This window comes from Herbidospora sp. RD11066 (genome assembly GCF_054661255.1).
In genome coordinates this window covers 551,934-564,638 of sequence record NZ_BAAGDO010000004.1, presented here as the reverse complement: position 1 = coordinate 564,638, position 12,705 = coordinate 551,934, and the positions used below count along the sequence as shown (strand labels likewise).

Genomic DNA, 12,705 nt, shown 5'->3' with positions numbered 1-12,705 from the left:
CAGGGCCTCGCTCCGCTCGTTCAGAGCCTTCTTTCGTTACGGCTCCGCCTTCCGGGCACCCGATCGACGCCACAGTGCTGCCGTCACGAGCGAGGCGGAAGCGGCCGGTCAGCGGCGGCTACGGCGCGGGCCGGGGGCGGCGGGCGGTGTCGTGGTAGGCGGAGCCGTAACGGAGAAAGAGCCTTGAGAAGGCGCGGATGCCGCAGCGAGGTGTCTAGATCCACCCCTTGCGCGCCGCCTGTACCCCCGCCTGGAAACGGCCCGTCGCGCCCAACCGGCTCAGCAGCGTCGCGATGCGGCGTCTCAAGGTGCGTTCCGAGATGCCGAGTTGGCGGAGGATGGCCTCGTCCTTCATGCCGACCGCCAGGAGTTCGAGGATCTGCTGGTCGACGCCGTCGACCGAGCCGGTGCCGTTGCCCCAGACCGGGGACGCCTCGCGCCACAGGGTGTCGAAGAGGGCGACCAGGGCGTCGGTCAGGGCGCTGCGTCCGACGACGACCGAGGTGAACCGGACGCCTTCCTCCCGGTCGGTCAGGGGGACCAGGGCGGTCGAGCGGTCGACCAGTATGAGTTTGATGGGGACCTCGGCCAGGATTCTGGCCTGTTCGCCCAGGGCGGTCACCTGGCGGATCTCGTCGAGTTTCTTGGGGATGTCGAGGACCAGCGACGAGTAGAGCGCGCGCACCCGGACACCGCGGGCCAGGGCCGCCGACTCGGCCTCGATGGAGGTGCCGCTGGTGGCATACGGCGGGGTGTCGATGGCGAGGATCTCCTCCTTCGCCTGGGCGAGGAGTTCGGCGACCTTGCGGCCGGCTGCGGCGGCGCCCTCGACGACCTCGATGACGCGGCCTGGGTCGGCGCGCAGGAGGCCCTCCTGGAAGTCGGTGGCCAGTTCCTCGGCCTCGACGGCGAGGCGGTCGAGTTCGGCGCGGCGGCGGCGGATCGCCGAGCCGATGGCCATCCGGGGGTCGGCGGGGCGGACCCCGTAGAGGGGGTCGGACTCCATGAGACCGGTTTCCTGGAGCCGCGCCGACGCGGCCTCGACGGCGTCGGGGATGGAATCCAGGCGACGCGCCGCCTCATCCGGCGTGATCTTGGGGTCACGCAGGAGGAGCCGGTAGAGGCGCTCTTCGAGGGAGCTCAGCCCAATGGCTTCCCACATGGGACAACCTTGGCAGATTCCGGTCACTGACCGGTACCGGCCACCACAATTCGCGCAATCCACATGGAATTCACGTCATGGTTGAAGCGTCTTCAGACCGGTGGCGCCGGTCCTAGAGGGAGGAAGACAAGTGCGGCCGGCGTTGAGGGAGGCGCCGGCCGTTCTTTTCTCCGGAAGACATGAGGGATCGTCACTTTCTCACCGCAGAATTTATGACCGATCTCACATCGGAGCGTCGACCACGGCGTAGACGACCTTGCCGCCCGTGGCCGGCCGGCGATAGCCCCACTCCCGGGTGAGCAGGCCGACGAGCATGAGCCCGCGACCGCCGATGTCGTCGGGGCCGGCGTCGAGCAGCCGGGGCGGCCTGCGTTCGGCGTCCCAGACCTCCACCACCACTCCCGCCGACACACCCGCCGTAGACCGGTAGACACCCAGGCCCACCTGGCCGTCCGGTTCGCTCACCTTCACCGCGTTGGAGATCAGCTCGGCCGTCACCAGTTCGGCCGCCTCCGCGAGATCGGCCAAGCCCCACGCGGCGAGCAGGCCGCGGACGCGATCGCGGGCCACCGCGGCCGACCTCGGATGAGCGGGGAGCAGTTCGTAACGCGTCGCCACTTCGAGTGCCATGTGCGCATACCACCCGCCCGGTCGGAACTCTCTTTTACGACATTTGCCTCGGGAATTACATTTCGCCGCTTGCCATATTCCTTAGCGTAAGCATCTCTACACTCGGAGTCAGCGTCCATTCACCGGCTGTCCAGTCGTGTCCCGTGGATCACAGGACAGCGTTCCCCCCTGACGGCAGGGAGCTGTGCGCACTATGGAGTCATTCGGAGAGGCGCTCCGCCGCCTGAGAGGCGATCTCTCCATTCGAGGCCTCGCCCGTCGATCAAACTGCTCTCCCAGCTACATTTCCGCCCTCGAATTCGGGAAGAACATCCCGAGTTCGGCAGTGGTGTCGGCGTTGGACGCCGCGCTGGGAGCCGACGGCGAGTTGATCAGGCTGCACGACGTGGAGGTGGGTCCGACGGAAAGACGTGAGGCTCTTGGCCTGATCGGGATCGTGCTGGGGGGCGCATCCGGAGCCCTTCCGGCGGCCGACGGGCTGGAACGCATCCGGATGCTCGTCGAACGCCGCCTAGGCGGCCCCGATCTCGCGTTCTGGGAGGAGGTCGCCTGGGAACACGCCCACGGCGTGGGCGCCCACCCCGCCACCGACGGAATAGGGCGTCTGTCCGCCGACGTGCTGGCCCTGGAGACGGCGCTGACCCACGTGCCCGGCGATCTCCAGCCGTGGGCCCGGGTCCGCACCCGCCTGCTCTACCTGCTCGCCTACGCGCTCGGCTCGGCCGGGCGCGAGCACGAGTCGCGGCACTGGTGGGCCGCCGCCCGCCGCGCCGCCGTCTCGGCCGGCGACGACATGCGGGCGTTCGTCGCCGCGCAGGAGGCGATCCAGGCCCTGTACGAAAAGAGGCCCCTCACCCTCGTCCTCTCCCGGGCCGACGAGGCTCTCGCGGGCGACCGGCCCTCGGTGGCCAAGGCGCGGGCGCTCGGCGCGAGGGCGCACGCCAGGGTCCTGCTGGGCGATCTCCCCGCGGCCTACGCCGACCTGGAGGAGCAGGCCAGGGTCTTCGACCGGTTACCCGACGAGGTGACCCGCGACGCCGTCTCGGCCGAGGGCTGGCCGGTCACCCGCCTGCTGCACAGCCGCTCGCTCGTCTTCACGCTGGCCGGTCATCCCGGCGCCGCCCGCGCCCAGCAGGAGGCGATCGACGCCTATCCGCCGGGCACCGTCCGGCCGGTGGCCCAGATCCGGCTGCACGAGGCGATGTCGATCGTCCGAGGTGGCGAGGTGGAGAGCGGGCTGGCGCACGCCGACAAGGCCCTGATGGCCGCCCAATCCGTCGGATATTCCTGTTATGTGGGGCAACTGGCGACTATGGTCGCGGATCAGGCGCCCGCCGGACACGAGGCACTGCACTCCTTCCGCGACCGGGTCGCCGGCTTACGCGGAGGCATCACGTGAACGTCAGATTCACCCACCTGACCGGCCCCGACGCGGCCGCCGTCGTCAACGACGACTACACCGCCGTCTACACCCTCATCCGGGCCGAACCGCCCTACAACTCGGGCCCCCTCTACCATCCCGACCGATATCGCGACCGCACCGGAAGCCAGCTCGAACGGCCCGGCTTCGAAGTGGTCGCGGTCGAGGAGGGCGAGGTCCTGGCGGGCTTCGCCTTCGGGCTGTCGATGGAGCCCGGCCGCTGGTGGGGCGGCGACACGACGCCGGGTCCGGCGAAAGTCGTCGAATCGGCGAAATTCGCGGTCATCGAACTGAATCTGCGCGTCGAATATCGCGGCCGGGGAATCGGCAGACGGTTGCTCGCCGAATTACTCAACGGCCGCGACGAGCCTTATGCGACATTGCTGTCGCTGCCCGAAGCGGCCGCACACGACATTTACGAACATTGGGGCTGGAAAGTGGCGGGCACCTGCCGCCCGGCCCCCGATTCGATGCTCGCCGACGTCATGGTTCTGGAGCTGTGACGCTCCTCCAGTGGGCGTCGACGGCGGCGAGGTCTTCGGGTGGGCCGTTCGGGAGTCTGATGTCGCCATATTTCGGCATCAGACGGTAGCGGTCGTTCTCCACATCGTGGTTGACGGCCAGCACATACTCGCCCATGACCCTGAGCAGGGCGTCGTCGTCGATGAGCTTCAGGGTGTTGGAGAAGGGCTCGTAGCCACCGATCTGGGCGACGGTGATCGTTTCTGGCAGGTCGCCCTTGTAGGTGGCGTGGACGTCGACCGTCCACAGCGTCAGCGGAAGGTCTGTGGTGGAGTGGGTGGTCTGGCCCTGCCTGCCGACCACCTGCCCACGCAGCACATGGTCGGAGAGTTCGGCGAGGCGCCGCTCGTCCCCGCCGTTGTACACAAGCCGCGGCTGGAGCTCCTGAATAGAGAACGGCCGCAGGAGCGCCGCCAGGCCGACGGCCACCGCCCCGACGACCACGCCGAGGGCGAACCTCACCGCAGTTCGTCGAGGAAACCGGCGACTGCGCGGTTGAAGGTCTCGGGGGTCTCGATCGCCGACAGGTGACCGGCCCGGCCGATCACCACCAGCCTGCCGTCGGGCAGCACCTTGGCCATCGCCTCGGCGTCGGCGGGCGGGGTGAGTTTGTCTTCGTCGCCCACGATGACCAGCGTCGGCACGCTCAGGGCGCGCAGCGTGTCGAAGGAGTCGGGGCGGGCCGCCATCGCCCGCTGGGCCCAGGCCGCCGCCTGCGCGGGGGCCGCGCCGACCAGGCCGCGCACCCGGCCGACGACCATGCCGCGCTTCTCCAGCGAGGTGGTGCCGAGCAGATGGGGGACGGTGTCGAGGAGGTCTCCCCCGTCGAGCAGCCGCTGAGCGACCGCCTCGCGGTTCTCCGCCGCCTCCGGGGAGTCGGCGGACGCCTTCGTGTTGGCCAGGATCACCCCGGACAGGCGGGACGGGTGGCGCCGGGCCAGCGCCATCGTGACGTAGCCGCCCATCGACAGACCGCCGACGACCGCCGTCTCGATGGAGAGGGCGTCGAGGAGTTCGGCCACGTCGTCGGCCATGGCGTCGACCGACGGCTCGTCGTCGCCGAGCTTGGACCCGCCGAAGCCGCGCAGGTCGGGGGTGATGACCTGGCGGCCGTCAGCCAGGCCGGCCCGCTGGGCGAGCCACATGGCGGACGACAGCGGGAAGCCGTGCAGCAGCACGAGCGGGGGGCCGGTTCCGGCCGTACGGGTATGCAACTTCACGACGTCACCGTAGCCCTGTCTGTCGCGAAGTCACCACTCGTTGTCAGACCTCGGTAGGGAGCGGGGCCCTGGCCGGGTTGAGCTTGGCGACGATGTGGTCGAGCACGATCCGGACGTAGGGCTCCCCCACCCAGAGGTGCTTGGCGCCCTCGACCCCGATGACCTCGGCCTGGGGCACCCGCTTGAAGCGTTCGGCCGCCTCGGGGGGCCGCAGGTAGTCGTCGAACTCGGGCACGAGCGCGACCAGCGGCTTCCCGAAGTCGGCCCAGGCGTCGAGGTCGGCGTCGGTGGCCCGCTTGAGCGGCGGCGACAGCAGGATCGCGCCCTCGACGAACGGGTCGCGCCCCCACCGGAGCGCCAGCTCGGTGCCGAACGACCAGCCCAGCAGCCACGGCCGGGGCAGGTCGTTGAACTCGGCGTATTCGAGGGCGGCGGCGACGTCGAGCCGCTCCCCCACGCCGTGTTCGAACGCGCCCTGGGAGGTGCCGCGCTCGGAGGAGGTGCCCCGGGTGTTGAACCGCAGCACCGCGATGTCGGCCAGGGCGGGCAGCCGGAAGGACGCCTTGCGCAGCACGTGGCTGTCCATCATGCCGCCGTGGGTCGGCAGCGGGTGGAGGCAGACGAGGGTGGCGACGGGCGGGGCGGTCTCGGGCACCGCCAGCTCGCCCACCAGGGTCAGCTCGTCGGCGGTGGTCAGCTCGATGTCCTTGCGGCGGGCGGGCAGGACCGTCGACGCCCGGATGTCCACTGTTGTCGTCTCCTCTTTCAGTAGCGGGTGCGGCCGGGGCCGCGGTTGAGGCGGCTGCGCCAGCAGGTGGTGTGCCAGTGGCGCCGCTCCTCCTCGCCGCCGGCCCAGTGGGGCCAGCTCACGATGTGGGGGATGCCCGGACGGATCTCCTGATCACAGCCGGGGCAGCGGTAGGGCCGGTCGGCGGAGCCCCCGGTGACCGTGCGCACGACCCAGTCGCCGTCGGCGGCCTCCTCGACACGGTCGACCCCGGAGGGGCGGATCGGCCCTTTGGGGGTCTCGTCGGCTCGGCGGGCGCGGCGGGGGCTCATACGTCCTATTCTTCCAGCTCGGGGAAGCTGTCGAGCGACCGCATCCGGAGGGCGCCGATGGTCTCGAACGGCCCCGACCGGTAGCCGCAGCCCAGCTTCATGGCCTGGTCGATGTCGTCCTGCGAGGCGTAGCCGCTGGTGAACATGGTGATGGCGTCCACCAGATAGGGCCGCAGCAGGACCATGGCGTCGAAGCCCTCTTCGGGCTCGGCCTTCCCGTCGTAGAAGCCGCCGCCGGACTTGCGGCCCAGCCTGCCCTGCTTGACGAGATCGGCCAGGACCTGCGCCGGTTCGTGGCGCGGGTCGCCGCCGTCGCGATGGAGCACGCCGCAGATCTCGTAGGCGGTGTCGAGCCCGATGAGGTCGAGCAGGGCGAAGGGGCCCATCGGAAGCCCGGCCTGGACGACCATCGCCGTGTCGATCGCCTCTTTGGAGGCCACCCCCGAGTCGAGCAGCTGACAGGCGTGGTTGAGGTAGCCCAGCAGCAGCCGGTTGACCACGAACCCCGGCTTGTCGCCCACGACCACGGGGTGTTTGCCCAGCCTGCGGGCCAGATCGGCGACCTCGGCGGTGACGGTGCTGTGGGGCGTGCCGATGACCTCGACGAGCTTCATGACCGGCGCCGGATTGAAGAAGTGCATGCCGACGACCCGCTCGGGCCTGCCGGTGCTCAGGGCGATCTCGGTCACCGGCAGCGACGAGGTGTTGGTGGCCAGGATCGCCGACGGCTTGCAGATACGGTCGAGGCCGGCGAACAGCGGCAGCTTGAGCTCCATGAGCTCCGGGATCGCCTCGATCACCAGGTCGGCCTCGGCGAAGGCCCGCGGGTCGGTCGAGAGCGTGACCCGGTGCAGGATCGTCTTCTGCTCCTCGATCGTCAGTTTGCCCCGCGCGATCGCCCGGCCGGTCGAGTTCTCCAGATGCTCACGGCCGCGCTTCAGCGCCTCCCCGTCGGTCTCCACCCCGATGACCGACAGGCCCGCGCGGGCGAAGACCTCGGCGATACCCGCCCCCATCGTGCCGAGTCCGGCGACTCCAACGGTCTCCATGCGACCACCTCCCTCACTCGCAGTCTCCCAGAGTGGCTTTCGCCGGTAAGGTTCGGGCATGCGGCTGGTCATCGCGCGATGCAGCGTGGATTACGTGGGGCGGCTGACGGCACACCTGCCGATGGCGCCCAGGCTCATCCTCATCAAGGCCGACGGCAGCGTGTCGATCCACTGCGACGACCGCGCCTTCAAGCCCCTGAACTGGATGAACCCTCCGTGCAAGATCCGCGAAGACGAGGGCACCTGGACGGTCACGCACAGCAAGACCGGCGAGAAGCTGATCCTCACGATGGACGAGATCATGCACGACTCGCGCCACGAGCTCGGCGTCGACCCCGGCCTGCAGAAAGACGGCGTGGAGGCCCACCTCCAGGAGCTCCTGGCCGAGCACATCACGACCCTGGGCGCGGGCTACACCCTGGTCCGGCGTGAATACATGACCGCGATCGGCCCGGTCGACATCCTGTGCCGCGACCAGTCGGGCGCGACGGTGGCCGTCGAGATCAAGCGGCGCGGCGAGATCGACGGCGTCGAGCAGCTCACCCGCTACCTCGAACTCCTCAACCGCGACCCCCTCCTCGCGCCAGTACGCGGCGTCTTCGCCGCCCAGGAGATCAAGCCCCAGGCCAAGGTCCTGGCGATCGACCGGGGCATCGACTGCGTGACCCTCGACTACGACGGCCTGCGCGGCATCGAGCCGGAGAACCCGACCCTCTTCTAGGAGCTGCGGTCGCGCAGGGTCGCGACGCCGGGGCCCTCCAGATCGTCCAGGAAGATCGAACGCCCGGTCATGGCCATGATCAACGCCAGGGTCGGGCCCGTGACGAGCGCGCCCGAGCCGGTGGCGAAGGGGCCGTCGGCCGCTTCCAGCCGCAGGCCGATGATGCGGCCCTTGGCCAGCACGACCATGTCGCTGCCCGCGTAGAACTCCGCCAGCGGGGTCAGCGTCGCGATCGGATGGCCGTGCGCGATGCCCAGCGGGCGGCGGATGTCGGTGCCGTGCACGACCGCCTCGCCCAGCACCGCCTCCACCGGGATCGGCGCCTTGACCTTGCTGGTCACCACCCGGCGGAACCGGTCGAGCGTCTCCTGAGGTGTGGCCCCGAGCTGCTCGGCCAGCCGGTCGGCGACCATCGCGTCGAAGTCGAACCGGCGCCGGATCACCCCCGCCATCCAACGCGCGGGTCCCAGGCTCGCCCCGGCCGTGAGATGGGCCAGCACCTCGCGCACGGTCAGGCCCGCGCACAGCGAGGGGGTCGCCCATCCGGCGTCGTCGAGGGAGGACAGGTCGGCGGCGAGCGCGGCCCGTTCGGCGTGGATCAGCGGCCAGATCTCCGACTTCGTCACCGTGCCCACACTAGGACTGTCCTCCGTTCGGAGGACAACCCGGTCGACCGGTCGTAGGTCCCGGCGATCAAGGATTTTGGCGACGCTTTACCCATGACGACAGCGATCCACGTTCGCGGCCTGACCAAGCGCTACGGTGAGGTCCAGGCCGTCGGGGGCCTGGACCTCGACATACGCACCGGCGAGGTCTTCGCCATCCTCGGCCCCAACGGGGCCGGCAAGTCCACCACCGTCGAGATCCTCGAGGGCTACCGCAAGCGCGACGCCGGTGAGGTCTCGGTCCTGGGCGTCGACCCGGGACAGGCCACCTCCGCGTGGCGGGCCAAGGTGGGCATCGTGCTCCAGACCGCCAACGACGCGGCCGAGCTCACCGTCCGCGAGACGGTCCGCCACTTCGCCCGCTACTACCCGAACAGCCGGGACCCCGAGCAGGTCATCGAGCAGGTCGGGCTGGGCGAGAAGGCCGGGGCGCGCATCCGCCAGCTCTCCGGCGGCCAGCGCAGGAGGGTGGACGTCGCCCTGGGCATCATCGGCCGTCCCGAGCTGGTCTTCCTCGACGAGCCCACGACCGGCTTCGACCCCGAGGCCCGCCGCCAGTTCTGGGACCTCATCAGGGGGCTGGCCGCCGAGGGCACCACGATCGTGCTGACCACCCACTACCTCGACGAGGCCGAGGCGCTCGCCGACCGGGTGGCGGTCATCGCCCGGGGCCGCATCGTCGCCGAGGGCACCCCCTCCACCCTGGGCGGACGCGCCACCGCCAAGGCCCGTGTCACCTGGGCCGACGGCCAGGCCGAGACCGACACGCCGACGGCGTTCGTCCGGACCCTCGCCGACAAGTACGACGACGGCGAGATCCCGGGTCTCCAGGTCGTCCGTCCCTCACTCGAAGACATCTACCTTGACCTGATCGGGGACGCACGATGAACGCCACCGCCCTCAGCATCGGCTTCGCCCGCGCGTCGCTGGAGACCAGGCTCTTCTTCCGGCAGCGCGACGCGGTGATCTTCACCTTCTCCTTCCCCATCATCCTGCTGATCCTGTTCGGGTCGATCTTCGCGGGCGACTTCGAGGGCACCGGGATCACCGTCTCGCAGGTCTACTCCGCCGGGCTGATCGGCGCGGGCGTGATGGGCGTGGCCTTCCAGACGCTCGGCATCGGCATCGCCATCGACCGCGACGACGGCACCCTCAAGCGGCTGGCCGGCACCCCGATGCCGCGTACCGCCTACTTCGTCGGCAAGCTGGTCAGCTCGCTCGTGCTGTCGCTGATCCAGGTGGCGCTGCTGCTGGCCGTCGGGGTGTTCATGTTCGGGCTCGAGCTTCCCACCGACGTCGGCAGGTGGGTCACACTGGTGTGGGTGCTCGCGCTGGGCGTCTCCTCGGCGGCGACGCTCGGCATCGCGGTCAGCAGCCTGCCGCGCAACGCCAAGTCGGCGGCGGCGGTGATCTCGATGCCCTATGTGATCCTCCAGTTCGTCTCCGGTGTCTTCATCCCCTTCACGGAGCTTCCCTCATGGTTGAACAACGTCGCGGCGATCTTCCCGCTGAAGTGGATCTGCCAGGGCCTGCGCTCGGTGTTCCTGGGCGAGGGCGGGGCGACGCTGGAGCTGACGGGCTCCTACGAACTGCCGAAGGTGGCCCTGGTGCTGGCGCTGTGGCTGGTCGGGGGGCTGGTGCTCTGCCTGACGACGTTCCGGTGGACCAGCCGGGGCGACGGCTGAGAGACCGGATCGGCCCCGGTCCCTGGGTCCGTGAACCCCTCGAGGGGCACGCCTGGGAGTCGTTCCGGGGCTGGGAGACCCTGTTCGGGCTGTCCTGGGTGGTCGCGCTGGTGTTCGTCGTCCTCGACGACGACCACTCGGCGCCCATCCGGGCGCTCACCGCCGGGCTGATGCTCGTCTGCGCCGCCGGATATCTGCTCATCGGGCGGCGCTCGCTGATGGCCCACGAAGACGACAGCACCGGCGCGCTCCTCTACGTCGGGCTGGTCTGCGTGACGTTCATCCCGGCGACCTGGCTGGTCTCCAGCGCGACGTTCGGCCTGTTCGCCCTCTGCCCGCAGATCTTCATGCTGCTCAGCGGGCGGCTGGCGATCGGCGCGGTGGTGCTGCTCAACGTGGCCCCGGCGCTGCGCTACCTCACCACCTCGAATCTCAAGGTCGGTGACCTGATCATCTTCTCCGGGACCACAGCGATCGCGATCACCTTCTCGGTGATCTTCGGTCCGTGGATCACGAAGATCATCGGGCAGAGCGCGGAACGGGCCGAGCTCATCAAGGAGCTGGAGGCCAGCCGGGCGGAGGTCACCCGGCTCTCGGTCGAGAAGGGCGCGCTGGCCGAGCGCGAACGGCTGGCCGGGGAGATCCACGACACCATCGCCCAGGGCTTCACCAGCATCATCATGCTCATCCAGGCCGCCCAGGCGGGGCGCGATCCGGCGCGGCACCTCGGTCTGGCCGTACAGACGGCACGAGAGAACCTGGCGGAGGCCCGCGCGCTGGTCGCGGCGCTCAGCCCGGCGCCTCTCGACGGCTCCACCCTCGACGACGCGCTGCGGCGGCTGTCGCTGCGGCTCGCCGAGGAGATCGGGGTCACGGTGGCGCACACTGTCGAGGGCGAGTCGCGCAAACTGCCGCCGAGCAGCGAGGTGGTGCTGATCAGGACCACCCAGGAGGCGCTGGCCAACGTCCGCAAGCACGCGTCGGCCCGTTCGGTGAACGTTTCAGTGGTGTACGGCACCAGTGACGTCACCCTGACGGTCCGCGACGACGGCATCGGCTTCGACCCGACCGCGGGGGCCGGGTTCGGGCTGAGGGGCATGCGCACCAGAATCGAACAGCAGGGCGGCAGCCTCGACGTCGTCAGCGCTCCGGGTGAGGGATCCTCGGTGCACGTCAGATTGGACATGGCATGATCCGGCTCATGATCGTCGACGATCACCCCGTGGTCCGCGAGGGCCTGCGCGGCATGATCGACGGCCATGAAGACATCACCGTCGTCGGCGAGGCCGGGTCGGGCGACGAGGCCGTCGTACGGGCCCGAGAACTCACTCCCGACGTCGTGCTGATGGACCTGCGCATGCCCGGCGGCGACGGCGTGGCCGCGACCAAGGGCATCCTGGCCGGTCGGCCGGCGGCCAGGGTGATCGTGCTGACCACCTACGAGACCGACCAGGACATCGTGCGGGCCGTCGAGGCGGGCGCGGCCGGCTATCTGCTCAAGGACACCTCGCGCGCCGACCTGCTCGGCGCGATCAAGGCCGCGGCGCGGGGCGAAACGGTTCTGTCACCTAGTGTGGCGACCAGATTGGTCACCCGGATGCGGGCGCCCGTAATCGATTCGCTGTCACCCCGGGAGACGGAGGTACTGTCTCTGGTGGCGCGCGGACTGACCAACGGGGAGATCGGCCGGGAGTTGTTCATCAGCGAGACCACCGTGAAGACCCATCTGCTCCGCGTGTTCGGCAAGCTGGGAGTCTCCGACCGGACGGCCGCCGTCACCACGGCACTCGACCGGGGTCTGCTTTAGTGACATCCGATAACCAACTTGCATAAAAGAAGCTAATTTCCCGATACTTCCGTTAAAAAGATCTTGCGTCCATAATGGTGGCTTCTGGGGGGCCAGGACGGCGAGGTGAGATGGTGACGGGACGAGAATATCGGGGGATGTCGGCGGCTCAGCGAGTCGCCGATCGCCGGGAGCGGCTCATCGCGGCCGCTTACGGTCTGTTCGCCAAGCCCGGATTCCACGCGACCACGATCGAGAAGCTCTGTTCGACCGCGCACATCTCCAACCGGGCGTTCTACGAGTGCTTCGCCGGTCGCGAGGAACTGATGCGGGCCGTCTACGAGCGATGCGTCGACGAGACCCTGACCGCGGTCGGCGCCGCCATAGAGAACGCCCCGCCCACGCTCGATGGGCGCATCGTCGCCGGGATAACCGAGTATGTGCGGTTCGTCACGCTCGACGTGCGCCGGGCCCGGATCATGCACCTGGAGGTGCGCCGCGCGGGCGACGTCCTGTCGGGGTCGCGGCAGAAGGCGGTCGCCGGGTTCACCCACGTGATCGAGAGCTCGCTCAAGGGGTTATCCGAGGAGCTGCCCGCCGAGCTCCACCTGCTGGCGCTCGCCTTGATAGGGGCACTCACGGAACTGCTCATCGAATGGGTCCTCTCGGACGACCGGCCGGAAAAGGAACTGCTGGTCGCGACCGCCGTACACGTATTTCGTCGATCATTTCAGGCCTGACCTGTGTTTTCATGAAAGAGTGCTACGGAGAGTAATTATCGCGGCG

Annotated in this window: 16 protein-coding genes; 8 read left to right on the top strand and 8 right to left on the bottom strand. The window is 69.5% G+C overall.

All coding sequences use genetic code 11. The features are described from left to right. Window positions 1-214: 214 nt before the first annotated feature. Window positions 215-1,162 carry a LuxR C-terminal-related transcriptional regulator gene (locus ACYQ78_RS19330; protein WP_459802249.1) on the bottom strand — a complete coding sequence of 316 codons (948 nt, stop codon included), beginning with the start codon at window positions 1,160-1,162 and terminating at the stop codon, window positions 215-217. Between the two features lie 222 nt (window positions 1,163-1,384). Then, window positions 1,385-1,792, bottom strand: a complete 408-nt coding sequence (locus tag ACYQ78_RS19325) for an ATP-binding protein (RefSeq protein WP_459802248.1) — start codon at window positions 1,790-1,792, stop codon at window positions 1,385-1,387. A 193-nt stretch (window positions 1,793-1,985) separates the two neighbouring features. Here ACYQ78_RS19325 and ACYQ78_RS19320 point away from each other — a divergent pair, with 193 nt between their 5' ends. Beyond that, window positions 1,986-3,191 (top strand): helix-turn-helix domain-containing protein, encoded by a 1,206-nt coding sequence (locus ACYQ78_RS19320; protein WP_459802247.1) that lies wholly within the window; start codon window positions 1,986-1,988, stop codon window positions 3,189-3,191. Beyond that, on the top strand, window positions 3,188-3,715 hold the full coding sequence (locus ACYQ78_RS19315) for a GNAT family N-acetyltransferase (RefSeq protein ID WP_459802246.1): 528 nt from the start codon (window positions 3,188-3,190) through the stop codon (window positions 3,713-3,715). Before ACYQ78_RS19320 ends, ACYQ78_RS19315 begins: the two co-directional genes overlap by 4 nt. Here the strand turns inward: ACYQ78_RS19315 and ACYQ78_RS19310 are convergent. Genes ACYQ78_RS19310 through ACYQ78_RS19290 form a run of 5 tightly spaced genes read right to left on the bottom strand, consistent with a single transcriptional unit; the run spans window position 3,696 to window position 7,062 of the window. Continuing rightward, complete coding sequence (locus ACYQ78_RS19310; RefSeq protein WP_459802245.1) at window positions 3,696-4,196, bottom strand: hypothetical protein; 501 nt, start codon at window positions 4,194-4,196, stop codon at window positions 3,696-3,698. The genes ACYQ78_RS19315 and ACYQ78_RS19310 overlap by 20 nt on opposite strands. Next, window positions 4,193-4,954: an alpha/beta fold hydrolase gene (locus ACYQ78_RS19305; RefSeq protein WP_459802244.1), complete on the bottom strand. Its 762-nt coding sequence runs from the start codon at window positions 4,952-4,954 to the stop codon at window positions 4,193-4,195. Before ACYQ78_RS19305 ends, ACYQ78_RS19310 begins: the two co-directional genes overlap by 4 nt. Before the next feature lie 43 nt (window positions 4,955-4,997). After that, window positions 4,998-5,702, bottom strand: coding sequence for an alpha/beta hydrolase (locus ACYQ78_RS19300; protein ID WP_459802243.1), 705 nt, complete (start codon window positions 5,700-5,702; stop codon window positions 4,998-5,000). Between the two features lie 17 nt (window positions 5,703-5,719). Then, window positions 5,720-6,013, bottom strand: coding sequence for an ATP/GTP-binding protein (locus ACYQ78_RS19295; RefSeq protein ID WP_459802242.1), 294 nt, complete (start codon window positions 6,011-6,013; stop codon window positions 5,720-5,722). 5 nt (window positions 6,014-6,018) lie between these two features. Next, window positions 6,019-7,062, bottom strand: coding sequence for a 3-hydroxyacyl-CoA dehydrogenase (locus ACYQ78_RS19290; RefSeq protein WP_459802241.1), 1,044 nt, complete (start codon window positions 7,060-7,062; stop codon window positions 6,019-6,021). 58 nt (window positions 7,063-7,120) lie between these two features. On the opposite strand from ACYQ78_RS19290, the gene nucS reads away from it, so the two are divergent. Then, window positions 7,121-7,783, top strand: a complete 663-nt coding sequence (gene nucS / locus ACYQ78_RS19285) for an endonuclease NucS (RefSeq protein WP_459802240.1) — start codon at window positions 7,121-7,123, stop codon at window positions 7,781-7,783. Here the strand turns inward: nucS and ACYQ78_RS19280 are convergent. Further along, entirely contained in the window at window positions 7,780-8,409 is a 630-nt protein-coding gene (locus ACYQ78_RS19280; RefSeq protein ID WP_459802239.1) for a maleylpyruvate isomerase family mycothiol-dependent enzyme, read from the bottom strand. The genes nucS and ACYQ78_RS19280 overlap by 4 nt on opposite strands. Before the next feature lie 93 nt (window positions 8,410-8,502). Here ACYQ78_RS19280 and ACYQ78_RS19275 point away from each other — a divergent pair, with 93 nt between their 5' ends. From ACYQ78_RS19275 to ACYQ78_RS19255, 5 genes are all read left to right on the top strand, one after another. Continuing rightward, window positions 8,503-9,336, top strand: coding sequence for an ABC transporter ATP-binding protein (locus tag ACYQ78_RS19275; RefSeq protein ID WP_459802238.1), 834 nt, complete (start codon window positions 8,503-8,505; stop codon window positions 9,334-9,336). Then, window positions 9,333-10,133, top strand: a complete 801-nt coding sequence (locus ACYQ78_RS19270; protein WP_459802237.1) for an ABC transporter permease — start codon at window positions 9,333-9,335, stop codon at window positions 10,131-10,133. Before ACYQ78_RS19275 ends, ACYQ78_RS19270 begins: the two co-directional genes overlap by 4 nt. Continuing rightward, window positions 10,109-11,326, top strand: a complete 1,218-nt coding sequence (locus ACYQ78_RS19265) for a sensor histidine kinase (protein WP_459802236.1) — start codon at window positions 10,109-10,111, stop codon at window positions 11,324-11,326. The genes ACYQ78_RS19270 and ACYQ78_RS19265 overlap by 25 nt, the downstream gene beginning before the upstream one ends. Continuing rightward, window positions 11,323-11,940 carry a response regulator gene (locus ACYQ78_RS19260; protein ID WP_459802235.1) on the top strand — a complete coding sequence of 206 codons (618 nt, stop codon included), beginning with the start codon at window positions 11,323-11,325 and terminating at the stop codon, window positions 11,938-11,940. Before ACYQ78_RS19265 ends, ACYQ78_RS19260 begins: the two co-directional genes overlap by 4 nt. Before the next feature lie 113 nt (window positions 11,941-12,053). Continuing rightward, a complete protein-coding gene (locus ACYQ78_RS19255; RefSeq protein WP_459802234.1) occupies window positions 12,054-12,659 on the top strand; it encodes a TetR/AcrR family transcriptional regulator in 606 nt (201 codons plus the stop codon). The last annotated feature ends 46 nt before the right edge of the window (window positions 12,660-12,705 follow it).